Source organism: Sutcliffiella horikoshii (genome assembly GCF_019931755.1).
GTDB classification, from domain to species: domain Bacteria; phylum Bacillota; class Bacilli; order Bacillales; family Bacillaceae_I; genus Sutcliffiella_A; species Sutcliffiella_A horikoshii_E.
This window is the reverse complement of sequence record NZ_CP082918.1, coordinates 3,247,791-3,270,275: the sequence shown is the minus strand read 5'-3', so window position 1 is coordinate 3,270,275 and position 22,485 is coordinate 3,247,791. Positions and strand designations below refer to the sequence as shown.

Below are 22,485 nucleotides of genomic sequence, written 5' to 3'. Positions count from 1 at the left end.
TAACGGGTTATATGTTGTAAATTTTATCGATTTACAAGAAAATATAGAGGTAAGCAATTCTATTAAGGGGGAATCCAGTTTGAGACATGCCGTAATTACAGCTGGTTCCAAAGGACTTGGAAAAAAAGTGACGGAACAGTTGTTGAACAAAGGATGTTCCGTTTCGATAAATTATAGAAATGATACGGAAACAATCGAAAAACTTAAAAAGGAATGGAATCACTTTGGAGAAAGCAGACTACACTTCTTTCAAGGTGACGTAACGAAAAAAGAACAGATGCAACAATTCATAGACGAAGTGGTAGAACGCTTCGGAAGGATTGATTATTTAATTAATAACGCAGGACCTTATATTTTTGAACGAAAGAAATTAGCTGACTACTCAGATGAAGAGTGGTATGAAATGATAGAAGGCAATCTTAGTGCCGTTTTTCATCTTTTCCGTAAAACAATCCCTTTCATGAGAGAACAGCGATTCGGGCGCATTATCACATACGGTTTTCAAGGAGCGGAATCGTCTCCAGGTTGGATATATCGATCTGCATTTGCAGCTGCGAAGGTTGGACTTGTATCGTTGACAAAGTCCATCGCGATTGAAGAAGCCGAACATGGAATCACAGCCAATATGATCTGCCCTGGTAATATTGTGGGGGAGATGAAAGAGTCGACAATTGAACATGCGAGAGGCTTGGACGACTCCAAGAATACCCCGGTCGGACGATCTGGGACAGGTGAAGATATTGCAAGGGCCATTGAATTTTTATGTGAAGAAAACTCTGATATGATCACAGGAGCAGTGCTGGAAGTAACAGGGGGAGTAGAGGTTATCAACCGTTTCCGATAACCCAAGGAATTTTTACCTCTAAATTTAGATAATATAGATAATTCCGCCTGTTTTAAAGCGCTTACAAAAATGCATAAAAAACTATTTTACATTTTCTAGTTTAATGTTATATTAGTTACGTCTTAACGCTTTGTGATTATGAAGAGGGAGGTATTTGTTCCATGAGAATTGGAGTACCTAGAGAGATAAAAAACAACGAAAACCGTGTTGCGATGACGCCTGCAGGTGTAGTGAACCTTGTTGGCTTCGGACATGAAGTATACATAGAAAAAGAAGCTGGTATCGGATCTGGCTTTACGGATGAGCAATATGTACAAGCTGGTGCGAAAATGGTGGAAACAGCAGAAGAAGCATGGTCCATGGATATGGTCATGAAGGTGAAAGAGCCGCTTCCTTCTGAATATAGCTATTTCCGTGAGGGGTTAATCCTTTTCACTTATCTGCACCTTGCTCCAGAACCGGAATTAACAAAGGCTTTGATTGATAACAAAGTGGTGGGTATTGCCTATGAAACGGTACAACTTCCAAACGGTTCCCTGCCATTGTTGACGCCGATGAGTGAAGTAGCTGGACGTATGGCAACGCAAATTGGTGCTCAGTTCCTTGAAAAAATCAAGGGCGGTAAAGGGATTCTTCTAGGAGGTGTTCCTGGTGTTCGCCGCGGGAAGGTAACGATAATCGGTGGAGGTGTCGCTGGTACGAATGCTGCCAAGATGGCAATCGGACTTGGCGCAGACGTGACAATCCTTGACTTGAACCCGGACCGTCTTCGTCAGCTGGATGATATTTTCGGAAAAGACATCCAGACACTTATGAGTAACCCGTTAAACCTTGAAATCGCAGTAAAAGAATCAGACCTTGTTATTGGTGCGGTTCTTATTCCAGGTGCTAAAGCGCCAAAACTTGTAACAGAGGAAATGATTCAATCCATGGGTGCAGGTTCTGTTGTGGTGGATATCGCAATTGACCAGGGTGGAATTTTTGAAACAACAGATCGCATCACCACGCATGATGACCCTACTTATGTGAAGCATGAAGTAGTTCACTATGCCGTTGCAAACATGCCGGGTGCTGTTCCACGTACATCTACAATCGCATTGACGAATGTAACGGTACCTTATGCGGTGCAAATTGCCAACAAAGGCTACAAACAAGCTTCCTTGGATAATGAAGCAATCCTAAAGGGAATCAACACGCTGGACGGATATGTAACATATGCGGCAGTAGCTGAGTCTCACGGATTGGCGTATGAGAGTGCAAGCAATCTTTTAGTAAAAAGCTAATTGACTTTTATAAAAAAACAGGTACCCATGAGAGACATGGATACCTGTTTTTTATTTATGACTTAATGATCTGTAAATCTTTCGGGTAGCTTGTCAACAATTCGATTCCGCTGTCCGTTACCAAAATATCATCCTCGATACGTACGCCGCCTACTCCTGGTTTGTAGATTCCAGGTTCAATCGTAAATGCCATCCCTTTTTGCAGTTTCATCGTGTTCGTTTCATTCATGGATGGATACTCGTGCACTTCAATGCCAAGGCCATGGCCGATGCGGTGTGTAAAGAATTCTCCATAGCCACTTTCTGTTATGATCGAGCGGGCTGTGCGATCAATCTGCCCGATTTCTACACCAGGTTTACAGATATCCACAGCAGCAAGCTGCGCTTTCAATACCGTTTCATAGATTTCCTGTTGCTGCTCATCCACATTTCCAAAGGCAACGGTTCTTGTGATATCTGAGCAGTATCCATTCAAGACAACCCCAAGGTCAAATAACACAAGGTCGCCTTCTTTCACTTGATCCAAGCCAGGCTTTCCATGAGGAGCGGCAGTCTTTAATCCTGTCAGCGCCATCGTTGAAAAAGACATTTGGCTGATGCCTTTCTTCTTAAGCTCATACTCAATCGTTGCAACAAGCTCCTGCTCTGTCACACCTTTTTTCAGGTGATGCACCCCAACTTCCACTCCGAAATCGGCAAGTTTGGCTGCTTCTCTCAAAATGGAAACTTCCTCTTCATCTTTCACCAAGCGCAGTTGATACATTTTATCTTCTGCAGCAGCAAGTTTTACGCCCGGGAAGATCTCCTCTAACTTATGTAAACGAGCGACAGTCATATGTTCTTTCTCAACAGCTAGCTTTTCAACTTTAATTCCCTGTAATTTCACATACTCTTGAACCTTTTGCCAAGGATCATCCGTATCATTGTACCCGACTATTCCGTAAGCCCAGCCAGTTTTCTTTACCTGTTCGACTTCCATATTAGGGCAGACAATCGCAGGTTCGCTGTTTGGAAAAGCGAGAAGTCCTAGTAGTCTTTCGTGTGGATCTGTGTAAAAACCGCTTATGTAGAAAACGTTCGGGGTAGAAGTTAAGAAACAACCGGACAAGTCCTCCTGTTTCAGCCATTCTACTAGTTGTTGCAGACGATGTTCTTTCAAATCAGCCACTCCTTTATTGGGTAAAATACTTCTAGTTACGAAGTTTAATACGTTTACATTAAGAGTATCAGGGAATCATACTTGTGTAAATTTTATTAGAAGGATTTTTGATTAAAAAAGAGAAGATTAACGGGTATGAAGAATTTGAGCTGGAGAAGGAGAGGTTGTTAAAATGAAAGTTTCCTATCATGGACATTCCGTAGTAAAAGTTGAGGCTAAAGGAAAGACCATTCTTTTTGATCCGTTTATTACGGGGAATGGTTTAACAGATTTAAAAGCAGACGATGTAAAAGTGGATGTTATTCTTTTAACGCACGGTCACAATGACCATGTTGGGGATACGGTAGACCTTGCTTTGAAAAATGACGCATTAGTTATTGCGCCATTTGAGCTTGCTGAATACTTAGGGTGGCAAGGTGTGAAGGTTCATGAAATGCATATCGGCGGAGCCCATGAATTTGATTTTGGCAAGGTGAAATTGACGCAAGCTTTTCATGGCTCTAGTTATACGGACTATGAAACAAAAACGATTGTCTATACAGGAATGCCTAGTGGAATCTTGCTAACTATCGACGGGAAGACAATTTTCCATGCCGGAGACACAGCATTATTTTCTGATATGAAAATGATTGGCGAGTTAAATGATATTGATGTGGCCTTCCTGCCGATTGGGGATAATTTCACAATGGGGCCAGATGATGCGGTTCTCGCTGCGAAATGGTTAAATGCATGCACTGTGGTGCCGATCCACTTTAATACGTTCCCTGTCATTGAACAAAATCCACAGGAGTTCGTTTCCAAACTTCCTGAAGGTGTCGGGAAAGTGCTGGAAGTGGGAGAGGTTATTGATTTATAGAGTTGTGCAAAGAAAAGAAGCGGATTTGCTTCTTTTTTTTGTTGTGCGGAATATACATGATACAAGCTATAGAGTTTGAAAGGAGTGTCATGTGTTGAAGAATAGACTTTTATTATCGCTATTATGTATTGGTGCAATGTTATACGTCGCCGTACCGCGATTGCCGGTGACAGAAGATGGACTTGCAGGATGGTTTGGAATCGCATGGCTGGTGCTTGCCTTAATGGCAGTCGGGGGAAATATTGCAGCAATCATGTATTTGCCAAAGCGAAAGCGGATGGTGCGAAAAGCGAAATTGGCAGAGGTCAAACAGGTCCGATTGCGTCAATATCAGTAAACACATTGAATACAAGCTCTAACACCCGTATAATAAAGGTACAAATAACTATGTGGACGGGTGAAGAGTGTGACAAAGCATGAACAGATTCTCCATTATATTGAAGAACTTCCTATTGGAGAAAAAATATCAGTACGACAAATCGCCAAGGCGCTCACGGTGAGTGAAGGTACGGCATACAGAGCGATCAAAGATGCCGAAAATAAAGGATATGTTAGTACCATCGAACGCGTTGGTACTATTCGTATTGAGCGGAAAAAGAAAGAAAATATCGAAAAGCTGACATTTGCCGAAGTGGTCAACATTGTGGATGGACAAGTTCTAGGCGGCAGAGAAGGCCTTCATAAAACGTTGAACAAGTTTGTTATCGGTGCGATGAAACTGGAAGCGATGATGCGCTATACAGAAGCAGGTAATCTGTTGATTGTTGGTAACCGTTACAACGCGCATAAGCTTGCCATTGAAGCAGGTGCTGCGGTGCTGATAACTGGTGGATTTGACACGGACGAAGAGGTAAAGAAGTTAGCCGATGAAATGAAGCTTCCGATCATCTCGAGCAGTTATGACACGTTCACTGTTGCGACGTTGATCAACCGTGCGATCTATGACCAGTTGATCAAAAAGGAAATCGTATTGGTGGAAGACATCTTGACTCCAATTGAAGCGACGACTTACTTAACGACAGAAGATACCATTGCAGAATGGTATAAGGTGAATGAAGAAATCAAGCATAGCCGCTTTCCAATCATCGATAAAAACTTGAAGGTGCAGGGTGTGGTCACTTCCAAGGACGTGCTTGGGAAGGACTCCGGGACTTTGATTGAAAAAGTGATGACCAAAAATCCGATCACTGTTAATGGCAAAACGTCGGTCGCATCTGCTGCCCATATTATGGTATGGGAAGGAATCGAGATGCTGCCGGTGGTCGACCCGAATCATCGTCTTCTTGGAATCATCAGCCGTCAGGACGTATTGAAGGCGTTGCAAATGATCCAAAGGCAGCCGCAAGTCGGCGAAACGCTGGATGACATCGTGACCAATCAATTTATGGATGTTACAGAATCAAAAGGGGAAGAGGCTTACCAAAGTGAAGTGACCCCGCAGATGACAAACTCCGTCGGAACGATATCCTATGGCGTATTTACAACGATCGTGACAGAAGCGGCTAAGCGTGTGATCCGCAATGTGAAAAAGAGTGATATGGTCGTGGAGAACATTACGATCTATTTTATTAGGCCTGTGCAGATTGACAGCACGATCGAGATCCGGCCAAAGGTGCTTGAAGTCGGCCGCAAGTTTGGTAAAGTGGACGTGGAAGTGTACCACGAAGGCAATGTCGTCGGCAAGGCGATGATGATGGTGCAGTTGATACAGTAGTGGATTGGTTGTAGAGAGACGCTCTCACCTTTTGGGGTGGGGGCGTTTTTTGGGGTGTTGGTTGTTGGGGGTACGGCGGTGCTTGGGGGAACTAAGGTCAAAAGCAAAGGCTGATGTGTTGAAGGGCTTTTGGTGGGGGTGGCTGGTGGGAGGGTGCGAATTTTGTCGTTACTTCCCGATTTCTTGATATATGTGATTTTTTCTTGATAAAAGCCGAAAATTATTGATATATCTTAAAAATTCTTGATATATCCCTGAAATTCTCGATAAAATTCAAATTTTCTTGATATCCCAAATATCCCTTTGCAAATTCCAATACTTTTGAAGGATTTCATGCCTCCTTATCGAATTATATCCAACAAGCCATGTAAAGGAGAGAATAAATGATAAAGAAACCACGAGAAAAGTCCGTAAGATTATTAACATTGGAAGCTGCGATGAGAAGAGTACCTCCGGAGCATCCACAATTTAGATTTATAGAGAAAGAACACGCCAGATTGCATTACGGATTTATTGGAGAGAAAGCACTTGATTATTTCCTCACATTCCTTCCCAATAAAAACTCCCAATTATTGCACGGACTTCGTATAGAGGATCCCCTAAACCGCTTTTTTCAGATGGACACACTTCTAATAACTCCTGAATACTGCCTTATTTTAGACTCGAAGTATATTTCTGGTACGTTGGAGTTTGATGAGACGACAAAACAATTGATTAGGCATAGAGGGGAAGAGAAAGAAAAGTTTGGAGACCCGCTCTCTCAGATTGAGCGGCAAAAATATCAACTCACATTGTGGTTAGATAAACATAATTTTCCACCGTTACCGGTTGCTAGCCAGGTAGTTCTTACTCACTCGAGCGCCACCTTAACCAAAGCAACCGCATCGCTAATGAGAAAAGTCACCTTCCATACTAACCTTCCGAATAAGCTGCAATCTATAGATGATATTAAACGTCCTCCATTACTAGATAATTCCAACTTTCGAAAACTCGCCAAGGTGCTTATTAAAAAACATACACCTGATGAATTTTCTTTGTTACGATTCTATGGAATTCATTATCATGAACTTAGGAAGGGAGTTATTTGTCCAGAATGCTCATACCTGCCTATGTTACAGAAACGTGGGAATTGGATTTGTAGGAATTGCGGAATGTACTCTAAAACGGCTCACTTAGAGAATCTAATGGACTACAAGTTATTGATTGGTAATATTATTACTAACAAAATTATAAGAGATTTTCTTCTTCTTCCTTCACCAAGTGTAGCAAACTATCTTTTAAATTCCATGCACCTCCCAACCGAGGGGACAAACAAAGGCCGCAAATATCTTTTGACTCAGTTCGAATTATAAGCAAAACAAAAAAGCCGCTCCCCAAAAGGAACGACTCTCTCTACTAATCTTCAATCCGTAACTGTCTTCTCTTTCATTTCAGCTTCCTTAACTGCTTCTGCTTCTTCGATTGCGAACGGCAGGTAGAATCGGTAGGCTTTGTAGCCGGCCCAGATGCTGCCCAATCCTACAAGTAACAAAATAATTCCCACCACGATGGCAACCGTGGATAGTGGGTTAATAAGAGAATTTACGCCAAAAAAGAAAACGAAACTTCCTAAAGCGATGCTGGATTTTGCGCTCAGCCATTTCTTTTCGGCAGGTAATTGGGTGCGGAAGTACTTTACTTTATACATCAAGTAGAACATTAATGAAAAGATAATGAGAAAAACAAAAATAGCCAAAAGGACACACTCCTTTATATTTCAAACATGATATTTATCATTTTATCATACGCATACAAGCTATATTGTAACGTGTTCGTGAACAAAATTCTACTTTTCCACTAAAATGATATTCCTTTGAGAACAAGGCAAACTGTGATTAAATAAAAGAAAAGAATCAGGTGAAAGAGGGTTACATACGATGAGGCAACAGATAATAGATGAAATTAAGGCGCATGATACGGTCATCATTCACCGTCATGTCAGGCCGGACCCGGATGCATATGGGTCACAGTGCGGATTGGCTGAGCTGATCAAGGAAAGTTATCCGGAGAAAAAGGTGTATCGCGTGGGAGAAGCGGAGGAGTCTTTAAATTTCTTGAGCAAGCTTGATGAGATACCGGACTCCAGTTACGATGGAGCTCTTGTGATTGTCTGTGATACGGCCAATACGGATCGGATTTGTGATAAGCGCTACAAGCTGGCGGCTAAGTGGATAAAAATCGACCATCATCCTAATGAGGACCGATACGGGGATATGATGTGGGTGGATACGGATGCCAGTTCGACGAGTGAAATGATATACGAATTGTACCTTGCCGGGAAAAATCAGGGTTGGGTCATGACAAAGGAAGCTGCACGACTTATTTTCGCAGGAATCATTGGAGATACGGGAAGATTTCTTTTCCAAAGCACAAATACGAAGACATTCCAATATGCGAGTGAACTGTTGAGCTACGGTTTCTCGATGACGGATCTTTATGATGAGCTGTACCGCACCAAATTGCACATTGCCAAGCTTAGCGGATATGTACTGGAGAATTTCTCTATGCATGAGAATGGGATTGCTTCCATGAAGATTACACCTGATATTTTGCAGCGATATAATGCTCTTCCTTCTGAGGCATCGCAGTTGGTGGGGATGCTTGGTAATATTGAAGGCATTAAGGCGTGGGTATTCTTTATAGAAGAAGCGGATCAGATTAGGGTGAGGCTTCGTTCGAAAGGGACCATCGTCAATGAAATTGCCAAAAAGTACAACGGTGGAGGTCATCCGTTGGCGTCTGGGGCATCTATCTATAAATGGGAAGAAGCGGACCATGTTCTTGCTGACCTGATTGAAGCTTCCCGGGCACAATTGCAAGGGGAGTAGGAACGAAAAAGAGGAAGTGACGGCACTATATGGCAGACGCTTCCTCTTCTCATTCCATTTTCACAATCAACAAGTCCATTTCGATCGTTGTGTCTATATAAAGAAAGTCGACCTCGAAGTAGTAGCGCTTGTCATCAAGTGTGTAGCTTTTGTTTTCGATGACTTTTATAAGCAATTGACGATTGTCTTTAATGCTTGCGACATCTTTTGAAACCTGGTCGTTGAGATCCTCTGTAATTCTCGCAATGATGGAGGAACGGCTGAACGAGTTGAGCATGTATTTTTCGTGATTGATGATGGATATTTTAAAGTCTTCTATTTTTAACTGATCTTTCTCCTCTTTTAATTTATCATTGTCCTCTGTCAGAATATGAATTCTGTTTTTATAGCTTTTCACTTCTTCCTTATATTTTATAAGATCGCCAATATTCTTCTCCAATGTGACGCCGTACATAAGCATGAATATCAACCAGCCTACTATTGCACCCAATACCACCCCGGAAAAAAAACGTTGCCACCCGGGATCGCGGTTATAAGGAGGAACCCTCATGTTATAAGGTCTCCTGTGTAAGCCAGCTGATGATGAGTGCACCGGTTTGGGCGCCTCCCGTGGCTGAGATGATTAAAAGCAATTGCTTTACTAAAAATTTTGTTTCGCCGTTAAACAGCCCCTTTTCCAAATTATAAAAGGTGTCAAAGGTACCTCCAATGGCAGCGACGATTGCCCATATCTTCAAACTTTTGGCCAAGCTCCACATTCTAGTCAAAGGTGGGTCCCCTACTAGAAAAGCGGCAATTCCGCCAATGATTGCTCCTCCAAGTATTACCCCGACAGCAATGAAAAAACTGAAAATAAGGGTAGCGACGAATGGATCTTTTACGTCCATTTTCATCATCCTTTCTGTCCTTATTCATATATATGGACAGGATGTGGTAAGTATGTGATGTTAATGGAGAAGTTTCTTCATTGTGTTTGGAACTCAATAGCCCCTATAATGAATATATAAAATGGAAGCGTTAAATAAGGTGTGATGATTAATGAGTGTAGTTCATTTACATATAAAAAGCAGTTACAGTCTGCTGAACAGTTCTGTCCGTTTTTCTAAGCTTGTTGAACGTGCCAATGAGCTTGGTTTAAGTTCCCTTGCGCTTACAGATGAAGATGTGATGTACGGGGCCGTCGATTTTTACAAAGCTTGTAAAGCGGCAAACATCAAGCCGATCATCGGGCTGACGCTATCGGTCCTATCAGATGAGGAAGACGAGGAGTCAAGATATCCTGTCATTCTTTTGGCGAAAAATAACCATGGATTTACGAACCTTATGAAGTTATCGAGTGTGGTTCAGACCAAATCGACACAAGGGGTTCCGAAAAGATGGCTGAAGCATTATACAAAAGGGCTGATTGCGATATTATCTGGCTCTGAATCTGAACTTGCGCAAAATGAAGGACAAACCGCGGAAGCTTACCTGGAAATGTTCGAGCAAGATAGCGTGTATCTTGGGATTGATCGAAATTCCGCCGAGTCACGGGAACGATCTGAAACGACCCGAAAACGGCATAGTGAGTTACCGATCGTGGCCTTGAGCAAGGTGCATTATCTTCTCCAGGAAGATGTCTTTGTTTATGAGTGTTTACGCAACATTAAACAGGGCACTAAACTGGAATCCCTGCCAAAAGAGGCGCCTGATTATTTAAGGGCAACAAATGAAATGACACAGTTGTTTGAAGATATTCCGGATGCGTTGGAGAATACATGGAAGATCAGTAACCAATGTCATGTGGAACTGGAGTTTGGACAAGCGGCTCTTCCAAGTTATCCGGTGCCGGAGGGGGAAAATGCAGACGACTATTTAGAGAAAGTCTGTTGGGAAGGGCTGCATAAGAGAATCGGAGAACCATCTTCTGAATATAAAGACCGCCTGACATATGAAATTCAAGTCATTAAAGGGATGAAGTTCAGTGACTACTTCTTAATTGTCTGGGACTTTATGTATTATGCACGGAATGCAGGGATCTTGACCGGTCCTGGACGTGGTTCCGCCGCAGGTTCATTGGTCGCTTATTCCCTTTTTATTACGGATGTGGACCCGATAGAGCATGACCTGTTGTTTGAAAGATTCCTTAATCCTGAACGGATTACGATGCCCGATATTGATATTGATTTTCAAGATAATAAGCGAGATGAAGTCATCCGTTATGTGGCTGAAAAGTACGGTCAGCTTCATGTTGCCCAAATCATCACATTTGGTACGTTGGCTGCAAAGGCTGCTTGGCGTGATGTTGCAAAAGCCTTAAACCTATCGGGGAAAGAGCTGGAGATGATTTCTAAGATGATTCCATCGCGACCAGGAATTACCCTTGAAGCGGCATATCAAGAGAATGATAAATTGCAAAGCGCGATTAACGAGACAAAGGAAAGAAAGCGTGCCTTTCAAACAGCGCAAAAAATTGAGGGGCTTCCACGACATTCCTCCACACATGCTGCAGGGGTGGTCATTACCCATAAGCCTCTAACGGAATTAATTCCAATCCAAGCAGGACAACAAGACATTTACCTTACTCAATACACGATGGAAACCCTTGAGGAGCTTGGTCTGCTGAAGATGGATTTCCTTGGATTGCGAAACTTAACGATGATTCAAAGCATCCGCCATCAAGTAAAAAAAGAAACAAAACAACATATAGAAGAGATACCACTCGATGATGCAGCAACCTTCCGTCTTTTAAGTGAAGGGGACACGTCCGGGATCTTTCAGTTAGAGTCCCCTGGGATGAAAAAGGTGCTGACAAAGCTTAAGCCTTCGAATCTAGAAGATATCGTGGCAGTCAACGCCCTGTACCGTCCGGGTCCAATGGAACAAATCCCTTTGTTTATTGAACGCAAGCACGGGCTGAAAAAAGTGGAATATCCGCATCCGGACCTGATCCCTATTTTGGAGAAGACGTTTGGGGTTATTGTGTATCAAGAGCAAATCATGCAAATCGCAGCGGTGATGGCAGGATTCTCGTTGGGCGAAGCGGATTTATTAAGAAGAGCGGTTGGGAAGAAAAAGAAAGAAGTGCTTGCCAAAGAACGTGCGCATTTTGTGGAAGGGTGTTTAAAGAAAGGCTATGACGAGAAGGTTGCCAACGCTGTCTATGATCTTATTGTACGATTTGCCGACTATGGATTTAACCGAAGCCATGCCGTTGCCTACAGTATGATTTCCTATGAGTTAGCCTATCTAAAGGCAAACCACCCAAAAATTTTCATGGCGACCCTTCTTTCCAGTGTGATGGGGAGTGAGCAGAAACTCTCTCAATATATCACAGAGACGAAGCGTAAGGGCATACAAATCCTGCCACCCTCTATCAATAAAAGTGGAATTGTATTTCAAGTTGAAGAAACAGGCATCCGCTTTAGTTTGTTAACGATTAAAGGGGTAGGGGTACAGGCAATAAAAGCTCTAATGGAAGAGCGGAAGAAAAAGCCATTTAGTGATTTGTTTGATTTTTGTAACAGGGCTTCTTCTAAGATCAATCGAAAGACAATCGAAATGCTTATCTTTGGAGGGAGCATGGATGAGTTTGGAGAGGACAGGGCGACGCTTCTTGCTACTTTAGATGTCGCCATGCAGCATGCAGAGCTTGTTATGCCGTCCGATGACAATCAAATTGACTTTTTCATGGAAGAAGAATTCAATATTAAGCCGAAGTATGTGAAAGTCGAGCCGTTACAGCTGACAGAACAATTGCAAATGGAAAAAGAGGCGCTGGGCTTTTATCTATCCAAACATCCGACAGAACCTTTTGCCGCATATTTTCAACTAGGTGGGTCCACCTTAATTCTGGATCTTCCATCTGCGGGCCTAAAAAAGGCGAGAGTCGGTAGTTTCATATCTAATGAACGAGTAATTCGAACGAAAAAGGGAGACCTCATGGCATTTCTCACACTCTCCGATCAATCAGGGGACCTGGAAGCCGTGGCGTTTCCAGAACTTTATAAACGTTTTTCACATGTATTGAAGACTGGGGAAACGATAATGGTGGAAGGAAATCTGGAAGAACGGGAAGGGAAAGTTCAACTGATTATCAAAAATATCATCGAAATTGATACATTGATAGAACAATATGCACATCTGATTGGCGATCTTTTTCTGCAAATAGACGAAGAAAAACATGAGCAAGAAGTGTTTCAACACCTTCAAAAAGTGCTGAGAACGCATCATGGTCCATCAACGGTTTATGTCCATTATACACAGGCGAAAAAGACGATAAAACTGCAGCCTGCCTTGTATGTCACACCATCAGAAGAGTGTCTGCTGAAGCTTAAAACGATCCTCGGAGATGAGAACGTCGTATTCAAAAAATCTTTACAATGATTAATATTATGATATAGTTAACAAGGAGGTGGTCAGACCACCTTTTCCTTGTTTTTTTTAGTATAATGAAATGGAAAATATATTAATGGGATGACAAAAATAGCAGGGGGGACATGTATCATGTCTTTAAAAGAAGAAGCATTACATATGCACAAGATCCACCAAGGGAAATTGGAGTCCAAATCAAAAGTACCTGTAAGGAATGCCAAAGATTTAAGTCTGGCATATTCTCCTGGAGTGGCTGAGCCTTGTAAAGCGATTTATGATGATAAAAACAAAGTCTATGATTATACGATGAAGGGCAATATGGTAGCAGTCGTTTCAGATGGTACAGCAGTATTGGGACTTGGAAACATTGGTCCTGAAGCAGCATTGCCGGTAATGGAAGGAAAAGCGGTATTGTTCAAAAGCTTTGCTGGAGTGGATGCATTTCCGATTTGCTTAAACACGACAGATGTAGATAAAATCGTGGAAACTGTGAAGCTTTTGGAGCCTACTTTCGGAGGGGTTAATCTTGAGGATATCGCGGCTCCAAACTGTTTTGTTGTGGAAGAGCGTCTGAAGAAAGAAACAAATATCCCTATTTTCCATGACGATCAACACGGTACAGCTATTGTAACAGTTGCAGGCCTTGTTAATGCCCTCAAACTAGTGAAAAAGAATATCGGAGAAATTAAAGTGGTGGCCAATGGTGCAGGCGCAGCAGGAATTGCCATTATCAAATTATTATACCGATATGGTGTAAGGGATATTACGATGTGCGATTCAAAAGGTGCCATCTATGAAGGGCGTCCCTATGGAATGAATAGTGTAAAAGCGGAAGTGGCTACCTATACAAACCGTAACAAAGTCGAAGGTACATTGGCTGATGTAATGAAAGACGCTGATGTATTTATCGGGGTATCTGTAGAAGGAGCATTAACGCAAGCGATGGTAGAAAGCATGAACAAAGATTCCATCATCTTTGCTATGGCGAACCCGAACCCGGAAATCATGCCGGCAGAAGCAAAGCTTGCAGGTGCCAGTGTGGTTGGTACAGGACGTTCCGATTTCCCTAACCAAGTAAACAATGTCTTGGCGTTTCCGGGGATTTTCCGCGGTGCACTTGATGTTAGAGCGACCCACATTAATGAACAAATGAAAATAGCTGCGGTCGAAGCAATTGCAAGCCTGGTTTCTGCTGATGAGCTAAGTGATGATTATGTCATTCCAGCTCCTTTTGATCCGCGTGTAGCACCTGCTGTGGCAGCAGCTGTAGCAAAGGCTGCAATGGAAACCGGAGTTGCCCGTATCAAGGTCGATCCGGAAGAAGTAGCAGAAAAAACCAGACGGACCGCTATTATTGGAAAAAGTGAATAGTCTATGACTACACCTACGAAAATGTATCTAGAGATTGTCAAAAAAATTCGGGCCATCATTGTAGCGGACGGCTTGAAAGCAGGAGACAAGATTCCTTCCGAGCGTGAACTGTCCGACAGATTGAATGTCGGGCGGTCCTCTGTTCGAGAAGCACTTCGGGCACTGGAGCTCTTGGGGCTTATCGAGACAAGGCGCGGAGAAGGAACATTCATAAAAGATTTCAAGGAACATCACCTGGTAGAACTATTGGGAACGTTCATTTTGGAGCAGGACAAGACCAAAAACGATCTGTTAGAAACCAAACTGGAGATAGAAAAATCATGTATCCAGCTATTTATGAAAAAAGCTTCTGTTACAGATTATGAGAATTTGAGAGAAATGCTCTCAGCTCCTACTTCTAGGACAGAACTTTTCAAAGCAATAGTGACGATAGTGGATAACAGTTTGATGCTAAGAATATGGACGCTTGTAAATAGTTATGCACGTATTATCACTGAGGATAATATGATAGAGAGTGGTGTATTGGAAGAGTTACTAGAGGCGATGAGAGAAAAGCAGGCGGAACAAGTAATAAAGCTATATGAAAAACATTTTACGGAAATTGTCGATAAAAAGTAGACAAGAATCTACAACATCCTTCGTGGAGTTTCCGTTACATTAATTGTATGAGTATAAAGGTAAGTAAAGGAATTTGTTTATTGAAATAATGTTAACAGCCTTACTTACCTATATTTTGACCTGTTATTAGTACCAAATACCAAAACTAAGTAACAAGTTTCTGTAATTAAGGGAGGTTCTGTTGTTTTGTTGAAGGATTTGTTCACAAAGAAGAAAAAATACGCATCCATTCCATCGGAACAAGCAAATCAAGATGTACCAGAAGGAATTATGACCAAGTGTCCGAGCTGTAAAAAAATAATGTATACAAAAGAGTTAATGAAGAATCTAAAGGTCTGTCTACACTGCGGCCATCACCATCCCATGAATGCAAAAGAAAGGCTTCAAAGCTTGCTAGATAAAGGCAGCTTTATTGCATATGATGAGGATATGGTTTCTGAAAATCCTCTTAATTTCCCAAACTATTTGGAAAAGCTAGAAGGTGACCAGAAGAAAACAGGAATCAATGAGGCGGTTGTAACCGGTGAGGGGACCATTAATAGTTTTCCTCTTGTAGTTGCTGTTATGGATTCAACTTTCCGAATGGGAAGCATGGGATCGGTAGTGGGGGAAAAAATCACCCGTGCTATTGAAAAGGCAAAAGAAAAGAGAGTGCCATTCCTCATTTTCACAGCTTCTGGCGGTGCAAGAATGCAGGAAGGTGTTTTAAGTTTGATGCAAATGGCCAAAACTAGTAGTGCCTTGAAGTTGCATAGTGAAAGTGGCGGGTTGATCATTTCCGTGATGACTCATCCGACTACTGGTGGTGTTTCTGCAAGTTTTGCATCATTAGGAGATTATAATTTTGCAGAACCGAAAGCCTTGATAGGGTTTGCCGGCAGACGTATCATCGAACAAACCATTCGGGAGGACCTTCCGGAAGACTTTCAAACTGCCGAATTTTTATTAAAATGCGGTCAACTAGATGCGGTCATTCCTCGTCTTGAGTTAAAAGAAACCTTAACGAACGTATTAGATATACACCAGGGAGGAGGGGAGACGAGATGGTAGGAGAAATGGAATTCGAAAAACCGGTTGTAGAGCTTCGCAAAAAGATAGGTGAATTAAAAGAGTTCACGAAAAATAGCGACATGGATCTTACTAGTGAAATTGAAAAGCTAGAAGCAAGACTAGAAAAACTAGAAACAGATATCTATGGAAACTTGAGCCCGTGGGATCGCGTCCAAATTGCCAGACATCCCGAGCGCCCCACCACATTGGACTATATAGAACGTGTTTTTACGAACTTCTTAGAATTGCATGGAGACAGATATTATGGAGACGATGAAGCAATAGTAGGTGGAATTGGTAAGTTTGACGGCTTACCTGTCACGATCATCGGGCATCAACGTGGGAAAGATACGAAAGAAAATATCCGCAGAAACTTCGGCATGCCTCATCCGGAAGGATATCGCAAAGCATTAAGATTGATGTATCAGGCTGAAAAATTCAATCGTCCTATTGTTTGTTTCATTGATACGAAAGGTGCTTACCCTGGGAAGGCTGCGGAAGAGCGCGGACAAAGTGAAGCCATTGCCAAAAACCTTTTCGAGATGGCAGGTTTGAAAGTGCCGGTAATTTGCATCGTCATCGGTGAAGGTGGAAGCGGGGGAGCCCTTGCACTTGGTGTTGGAAATCATGTGCATATGCTAGAGAACTCCACTTATTCTGTTATTTCTCCAGAAGGGGCGGCTGCTATCCTATGGAAGGATGCCAGTCTCGCCAAGAAAGCCGCAGAATCCATGAGGATTACTGCACCTGATCTGCATGATTTAGGAATCATTGATAAAATCATTCCGGAAGCAAAGGGCGGTGCCCATAAAAATGTGGATGTTCAAGCAAAGGGAATAAAAGAAATATTAAAAGAGTCCCTTCAAGATCTCATGCCGCTGACTGCGGAGGAACTAATTGAACACCGCTATGCAAAATATAAACGAATTGGTGCGTTCTCTTTTAAAGAACAATTTAAGCCGGAAAAAATTAACCAATAGACGATCTAGTTATTCCATATACTACACAAAGAACTTTCAGCAGGAGGGAATGAGACATTTTCCTCCTGTTTTCTTTTGGATAGTAAGGAATAAGGTGGGTATCTTAAAGGAAGAGCTACAAGTTCGAACGCCGACTGCCTTGAAGAGATATACATAATAAAATTGACCAAATTGTCAACAATGGAAAATGATAGCGCATCCAAAACTTTTCATCGACAGTTTTCTATTGTTTTCGACATACCTTCATGTTAATTTTTAATAAAGAGGCTTTACATAGCACTCATTTTTCTAATAAAATATATGTTTGGGTATACGTTTATAGGTAAATTAGCTCAAGAGGTGAATATAGAATGAAACGAATAGGCGTTCTGACAAGTGGTGGAGATGCACCAGGTATGAATGCTGCGGTCCGTGCAGTAGTAAGAAAGGCTATTTTTCATGACATCGAAGTATTCGGAATCTATCGCGGATATGCTGGATTGATTGATGGAGATATCAAAAAACTTGAAATCGGTTCTGTTGGAGATATCATCCATCGTGGTGGAACCATGTTATATTCTGCGAGATGTGAAGAATTTAAAACAATAGAAGGTCAGCTTAAGGGAATTGAAAACCTGAAAAAGCATGGCATTGAAGCTTTGGTTGTAATTGGTGGGGACGGTTCTTATCAAGGAGCGAAAAAATTAACGGAGCACGGTTTTCCATGTATTGGTGTGCCAGGTACGATTGACAACGACATCCCGGGTACTGATTTTACAATCGGCTTTGATACTGCGCTAAATACAGTGATCGATTCCATAGATAAAATTCGTGATACAGCAACATCTCATGAGCGTACATACGTGATTGAAGTGATGGGACGCCATGCGGGAGATATCGCACTTTGGGCAGGTCTTGCTGGTGGTGCAGAAACCATTCTTATCCCGGAAGCGAAGGATGAAATGGAAGAAGTAATTGCAAGATTGAAACGCGGAACAGAGCGTGGGAAAAAGCATAGTATCATCGTCGTTGCCGAAGGAGTAGGCAGCGGGGTCGAATTTGGTAAGAAAATCGAAGACGAGACAAATTTCGAAACGCGAGTAAGTGTACTTGGTCACATCCAGCGCGGTGGATCACCAACTGCATTTGATAGAGTTTTGGCTAGTCGACTAGGCGCACGAGCAGTGGAACTACTTATGGATGGCAAAGGCGGCAGATGTGTAGGTATTCAAAGTAATGTGTTAGTGGACCATGATATTATCGAGGCACTATCTAGAACACATACGATTGATAGCAAAATGTACGACCTTTCAAAAGAGCTTTCCATTTAGTGTTATAAACACATTGGAATCGTTTTCATTACCAGGTTACCTTAGGCTATTGGTGGTGTAATCCCACTCTGTTGCTTTATAATATAAAAGGACGAAGTGAAAAGAACGGTATATAACTAGGAGGAAATTTTACATGAAAAAAACCAAGATTGTTTGTACGATTGGACCAGCCAGTGAAAGTGTAGAAACACTTATCCAACTGATGGAAGCAGGAATGAATGTTACACGTTTGAACTTTTCACACGGTGACTATGAAGAACATGGAGCTCGTATCCGTAATATTCGTGAAGCGGTAGAACGCACTGGGAAAAATGTAGCGATTCTTTTGGATACAAAAGGACCAGAAATCAGAACGCACACGATGCAAGATGGTGCGATTGAATTAGTACAAGGAAACGAAATCACCATCTCCATGGAAGAAGTGATTGGAACAACTGAAAAGTTCTCCATTACTTATCCTGGACTTATGGAAGACGTGCATCCAGGTTCCCGCATTCTTTTGGATGACGGTCTTATTGGACTAGAAGTTCTTGAAGTAGGAGATAACGAAATCAGAACGAAGATCTTAAACTCCGGTACGTTGAAAAACAAAAAAGGCGTTAACGTTCCTGGTGTAAAAGTGAACCTTCCTGGAATCACCGAAAAAGATGCAAACGACATTCGCTTTGGTATTGAACAAGGAGTAGACTTCATTGCGGCATCTTTCGTACGCCGTGCGTCTGATGTACTTGAAATCCGTGAATTACTGGAAGCACATAACGCTACAGACATTCAAATCATCCCTAAAATTGAAAACCAAGAGGGTGTTGACAACATCAACGAAATCTTGGAAGTATCTGACGGCTTGATGGTGGCACGTGGAGACCTTGGTGTAGAAATCCCTGCAGAAGAAGTACCTCTTGTACAGAAGGATCTTATCAAAAAATGTAATCTTGCTGGAAAGCCTGTCATCACGGCAACTCAAATGCTTGATTCCATGCAACGCAACCCGCGTCCAACTCGCGCAGAAGCAAGTGACGTAGCGAACGCTATCTTTGACGGAACAGACGCTATCATGCTTTCTGGTGAAACAGCTGCTGGTTCATACCCTATCGAAGCTGTTCAAACGATGCACAACATCGCTTCCCGTGCAGAACAAGCACTAGCATACGGAGAGATCCTTACAAAGCACAGCAAGCAAGCTGCACTAACTGTAACGGATTCCATTGGACAATCTGTTGCTTACACAGCAATCAGCTTAGATGTTTCTGCAATCGTAACACCAACAGAAAGTGGACATACTGCACGCATGATTTCCAAATACCGTCCAAAAGCACCGATTGTTGCAGTTACTTCTTGTGAAGCGGTATCCCGTAAACTTGCACTAGTATGGGGTGTTTACCCACGCATCGGTCGTGAAGCAACTTCTACGGATGAAATGCTAGAAGTAGCAGTAGAAGAATCCTTGAACACTGGTATCGTTTCTCACGGTGACCTAATTGTTATTACAGCAGGTGTTCCGGTTGGAGAAAAAGGTACTACAAACTTGATGAAAATCCACGTTGTTGGTGACGTTCTTGCAAGCGGACAAGGCATCGGCAGAAAATCTGCTTACGGAAAAGTGGTTGTTGCCAAGACTGCAGAAGAAGCTGCAGAAAAAATGACGCACGGAGCTATCTTCGTAACAACAGGCACTGATAAAGACATGATGCCTTCATTAGAAAAAGCATCTGCTCTTATCACAGAAGAAGGCGGTCTGACAAGTCACGCTGCAGTTGTCGGTTTAAGCCTTGGAATTCCAGTTATTGTTGGAGTAGAAGAAGCTACTTCCATCCTAAATGACGGCCAAGAAATTACGGTTGATTCTTCCCGTGGTACGATTTACACTGGTCACGCAAACGTATTATAATTTAAGACATGAACCCCTCTGTCTGGCATATGCTGGAAGAGGGGTTTATTTATATTAGAGTAATTCTTTCACATTTGCTATAATTAACTGGTAGCTTGTTTTAAAAGAAATGGGGTTGTCCTCTTATGTTCAGAATTTTATTAGCTTTAATTATAGTAGTACCTGCACTGGAAATATGGCTTCTCATTACAGCTGGTAAGCTGATTGGGGCGATTCCGACGATCATGTTGATCATCCTTACTGGTGTATTGGGAGCATGGCTTGCGAAATATCAGGGAGTTACCGCTCTCAGAAATGCTCAGCAAAAAATGAACAGCGGGCAGATGCCAGGTGATGTCATTATTGATGGCTTATGTATTCTAATTGGCGGTGTGGTTCTATTAACACCCGGATTTATTACAGATGCTATTGGTTTTGCTTTGCTTTTACCACCGACAAGGAATTTGATTAAGCCTTCCATTATGCGCGCAATCAGAAACAGAATGGACCGCGGACAATTTATTGTCATTAACAGAAGATAAAGAGAAGCAATTGATAATATTAGTTTGGGGGAAATGTAATGAAGCATTGGTTTAAATTGTTGCTAGTGTTGACCTTGGTTTTATCTGGCCTTACATTATCAAATGTTGTACAAGCTGCTGGCGGAGAAGATGAGGAAGAGAGCATCAATGAAAAGTTTGGCCTTCCTATTGTCGTATACGGCGGGACCTTGAATGATGATCAAAAGCAGGAAGTGCGCGAGCATCTAAATGTAAAGAACCCTGAAATGGTCGAGGAAATCACAGTAACAGGAGAAGACCTTGTTACCTATATTGAGGGAGAAGACAGAAACGCCCGTATGTTCTCCTCTGCTAAAATTACCAGAAAAGAAAAAGGGGAAGGGCTTGTTATTACAAGAGCCACTCCTGAAAATATCACTCAAGTGACAGATGATATGTATGCCAACGCCCTTTTAACTGCAGGAATTGAGGATGCGGAAGTTATCGTTGCATCACCAGTGAAGGTTAGTGGTCATTCTGCGCTTGTGGGTATATATAAAGCATATGAAGTAAGCGGAGAAGCGCTTAATAAAGACCGCATGGAAGTGGCAAACGAAGAATTGTCCATTGCAACAAAGCTTGCAGAAGAAGAAGGCATGGACAGTGAAAAAGTCAGTGAGTTGCTGACGGAAATCAAAAAGCAAATTGCAGAGCAAAATCCAGCAACAAGAGAAGATGTTGAGAAGATTGTGGAAGAGCAATTAGCAAAGTTGAATATCGAGTTAAGTGAAGAAGATAGACAACTGTTGATTGATCTTTTTGAAAAAATGCGTGAGTTGAATATCAATTTTGATAATGTGAAGAATCAGCTAGAGCAAATTTCTACTGACATTAAGAATAAAATTGATGAAGTGGTAGGAAATGAAGGTTTCTGGCAGGGTGTTCAAGACTTTTTCCGTAACCTGTTCCAATCCATTGCTGATTTGTTTAAATAATGAAAAAGGCTGTCCATTGTGGGCAGCCTTTTTTGTGTATTGGATATACTAGTTGATTTCCGTTCCAGGCGCTTCGCTTGCCTGCGGGCGGTCCGTGAGTCTCCTCACTCCGTTGCGGGGTCTCACCTGTCCCTTCCTCCCGCGGGCGTCTGCGCGCCTTCCACTCCAATCAACAAGGTGACTTCATTCGACTAAGGTTAATGTTGCAGTGCTTTTTATATGTTAATAACAAAAATGCTTGTTTCTAAATATTGTATTTTTTAATTATTAAAATAATTATGGAATTTTATGTTAATATAAAGATAAAGATGTTATTCCATTAAAGGGCAGGATAATGGAAGAAGGTCATTTGTAACGGAGGGTGTTATGCGGACATTAAGTTGGATTCAAAAATGGTATTTTGAACAATGTAATGGTGACTGGGAAAATAGATATGGTATACGAATTGATACAATAGATAACCCTGGATGGAGTGTAAAGATTAGTATAGAAGATACTGATTTAAGGCATAAACCCTTTAAAAGAACTGATATTGAAAGGACTAACAGTGACTGGATTTTTTGTAAAACTGACTATATTCCAGAATGGGATGGTTTTCACTTTGTTGGGTTTGGTGGTCCTGAAAACTTAGAGGAAATTTTAGATGTTTTTAAAGAATGGGTTGAAAGATAATAAATACTTGTTGAAGTAACTAGGAGCGATTGCAGCACAATGGATT

At 42.0% G+C, this 22,485-nt stretch carries 21 protein-coding genes; 17 read left to right on the top strand and 4 right to left on the bottom strand.

Going from position 1 to position 22,485, the window contains the following annotated elements:
• The first annotated feature begins 79 nt into the window (after positions 1-79).
• A complete protein-coding gene (locus K7887_RS16735) occupies positions 80-844 on the top strand; it encodes an SDR family oxidoreductase (RefSeq protein WP_223490693.1) in 765 nt (254 codons plus the stop codon).
• Positions 845-1,005: 161 nt separating this feature from the next.
• Entirely contained in the window at positions 1,006-2,127 is a 1,122-nt protein-coding gene (gene ald, locus K7887_RS16730; protein ID WP_010195501.1) for an alanine dehydrogenase, read from the top strand.
• Positions 2,128-2,182: 55 nt separating this feature from the next.
• On the opposite strand, the gene K7887_RS16725 is transcribed toward ald, so the two are convergent.
• Positions 2,183-3,286 (bottom strand): M24 family metallopeptidase, encoded by a 1,104-nt coding sequence (locus tag K7887_RS16725; protein ID WP_223490691.1) that lies wholly within the window; start codon positions 3,284-3,286, stop codon positions 2,183-2,185.
• 172 nt (positions 3,287-3,458) lie between these two features.
• Between K7887_RS16725 and K7887_RS16720 the strand changes: the two genes are divergently transcribed.
• The 4 genes from K7887_RS16720 to K7887_RS16705 all read left to right on the top strand — a co-directional run bounded on the left by K7887_RS16720 (position 3,459) and on the right by K7887_RS16705 (position 7,208).
• On the top strand, positions 3,459-4,142 hold the full coding sequence (locus K7887_RS16720) for a metal-dependent hydrolase (RefSeq protein WP_223490689.1): 684 nt from the start codon (positions 3,459-3,461) through the stop codon (positions 4,140-4,142).
• Positions 4,143-4,236: 94 nt separating this feature from the next.
• Entirely contained in the window at positions 4,237-4,479 is a 243-nt protein-coding gene (locus K7887_RS16715) for a hypothetical protein (protein ID WP_399208588.1), read from the top strand.
• A gap of 69 nt (positions 4,480-4,548) precedes the next feature.
• Entirely contained in the window at positions 4,549-5,856 is a 1,308-nt protein-coding gene (locus K7887_RS16710; RefSeq protein WP_223490686.1) for a CBS domain-containing protein, read from the top strand.
• A 383-nt stretch (positions 5,857-6,239) separates the two neighbouring features.
• Entirely contained in the window at positions 6,240-7,208 is a 969-nt protein-coding gene (locus K7887_RS16705) for a nuclease-related domain-containing protein (protein WP_223490685.1), read from the top strand.
• A gap of 50 nt (positions 7,209-7,258) precedes the next feature.
• On the opposite strand, the gene K7887_RS16700 is transcribed toward K7887_RS16705, so the two are convergent.
• The gene (locus K7887_RS16700; RefSeq protein ID WP_223490683.1) at positions 7,259-7,591 is read right to left on the bottom strand and encodes a YtpI family protein; all 333 of its coding nucleotides are present in this window, start codon (positions 7,589-7,591) and stop codon (positions 7,259-7,261) included.
• Positions 7,592-7,772: 181 nt separating this feature from the next.
• On the opposite strand from K7887_RS16700, the gene K7887_RS16695 reads away from it, so the two are divergent.
• Positions 7,773-8,723: a DHH family phosphoesterase gene (locus K7887_RS16695; RefSeq protein ID WP_223490682.1), complete on the top strand. Its 951-nt coding sequence runs from the start codon at positions 7,773-7,775 to the stop codon at positions 8,721-8,723.
• Between the two features lie 49 nt (positions 8,724-8,772).
• Here the strand turns inward: K7887_RS16695 and ytrI are convergent, their stop codons facing one another.
• On the bottom strand, positions 8,773-9,273 hold the full coding sequence (gene ytrI, locus K7887_RS16690) for a sporulation membrane protein YtrI (protein WP_223490680.1): 501 nt from the start codon (positions 9,271-9,273) through the stop codon (positions 8,773-8,775).
• Position 9,274: 1 nt separating this feature from the next.
• Positions 9,275-9,610 carry a sporulation membrane protein YtrH gene (locus K7887_RS16685; protein WP_010195627.1) on the bottom strand — a complete coding sequence of 112 codons (336 nt, stop codon included), beginning with the start codon at positions 9,608-9,610 and terminating at the stop codon, positions 9,275-9,277.
• Between the two features lie 151 nt (positions 9,611-9,761).
• On the opposite strand from K7887_RS16685, the gene dnaE reads away from it, so the two are divergent.
• The 10 genes from dnaE to K7887_RS16635 all read left to right on the top strand — a co-directional run bounded on the left by dnaE (position 9,762) and on the right by K7887_RS16635 (position 22,439).
• The gene (gene dnaE / locus K7887_RS16680; protein WP_223490678.1) at positions 9,762-13,088 is read left to right on the top strand and encodes a DNA polymerase III subunit alpha; all 3,327 of its coding nucleotides are present in this window, start codon (positions 9,762-9,764) and stop codon (positions 13,086-13,088) included.
• Positions 13,089-13,208: 120 nt separating this feature from the next.
• On the top strand, positions 13,209-14,447 hold the full coding sequence (locus tag K7887_RS16675; protein WP_010195629.1) for an NADP-dependent malic enzyme: 1,239 nt from the start codon (positions 13,209-13,211) through the stop codon (positions 14,445-14,447).
• 3 nt (positions 14,448-14,450) lie between these two features.
• Entirely contained in the window at positions 14,451-15,065 is a 615-nt protein-coding gene (locus tag K7887_RS16670; RefSeq protein ID WP_317849218.1) for a FadR/GntR family transcriptional regulator, read from the top strand.
• 186 nt (positions 15,066-15,251) lie between these two features.
• Positions 15,252-16,115, top strand: a complete 864-nt coding sequence (gene accD, locus K7887_RS16665) for an acetyl-CoA carboxylase, carboxyltransferase subunit beta (RefSeq protein WP_223490676.1) — start codon at positions 15,252-15,254, stop codon at positions 16,113-16,115.
• Complete coding sequence (gene accA, locus K7887_RS16660; protein WP_223490674.1) at positions 16,109-17,095, top strand: acetyl-CoA carboxylase carboxyl transferase subunit alpha; 987 nt, start codon at positions 16,109-16,111, stop codon at positions 17,093-17,095. Before accD ends, accA begins: the two co-directional genes overlap by 7 nt.
• Before the next feature lie 350 nt (positions 17,096-17,445).
• Positions 17,446-18,405 (top strand): 6-phosphofructokinase, encoded by a 960-nt coding sequence (gene pfkA / locus K7887_RS16655; RefSeq protein ID WP_223490672.1) that lies wholly within the window; start codon positions 17,446-17,448, stop codon positions 18,403-18,405.
• A 133-nt stretch (positions 18,406-18,538) separates the two neighbouring features.
• The gene (pyk, locus tag K7887_RS16650) at positions 18,539-20,293 is read left to right on the top strand and encodes a pyruvate kinase (protein WP_223490670.1); all 1,755 of its coding nucleotides are present in this window, start codon (positions 18,539-18,541) and stop codon (positions 20,291-20,293) included.
• A 125-nt stretch (positions 20,294-20,418) separates the two neighbouring features.
• A complete protein-coding gene (locus tag K7887_RS16645; protein WP_223490668.1) occupies positions 20,419-20,814 on the top strand; it encodes an FxsA family protein in 396 nt (131 codons plus the stop codon).
• 38 nt (positions 20,815-20,852) lie between these two features.
• On the top strand, positions 20,853-21,767 hold the full coding sequence (locus tag K7887_RS16640; protein WP_223490666.1) for a DUF1002 domain-containing protein: 915 nt from the start codon (positions 20,853-20,855) through the stop codon (positions 21,765-21,767).
• A 366-nt stretch (positions 21,768-22,133) separates the two neighbouring features.
• A complete protein-coding gene (locus K7887_RS16635) occupies positions 22,134-22,439 on the top strand; it encodes an immunity 53 family protein (protein WP_223490665.1) in 306 nt (101 codons plus the stop codon).
• Positions 22,440-22,485 lie beyond the last annotated feature (46 nt).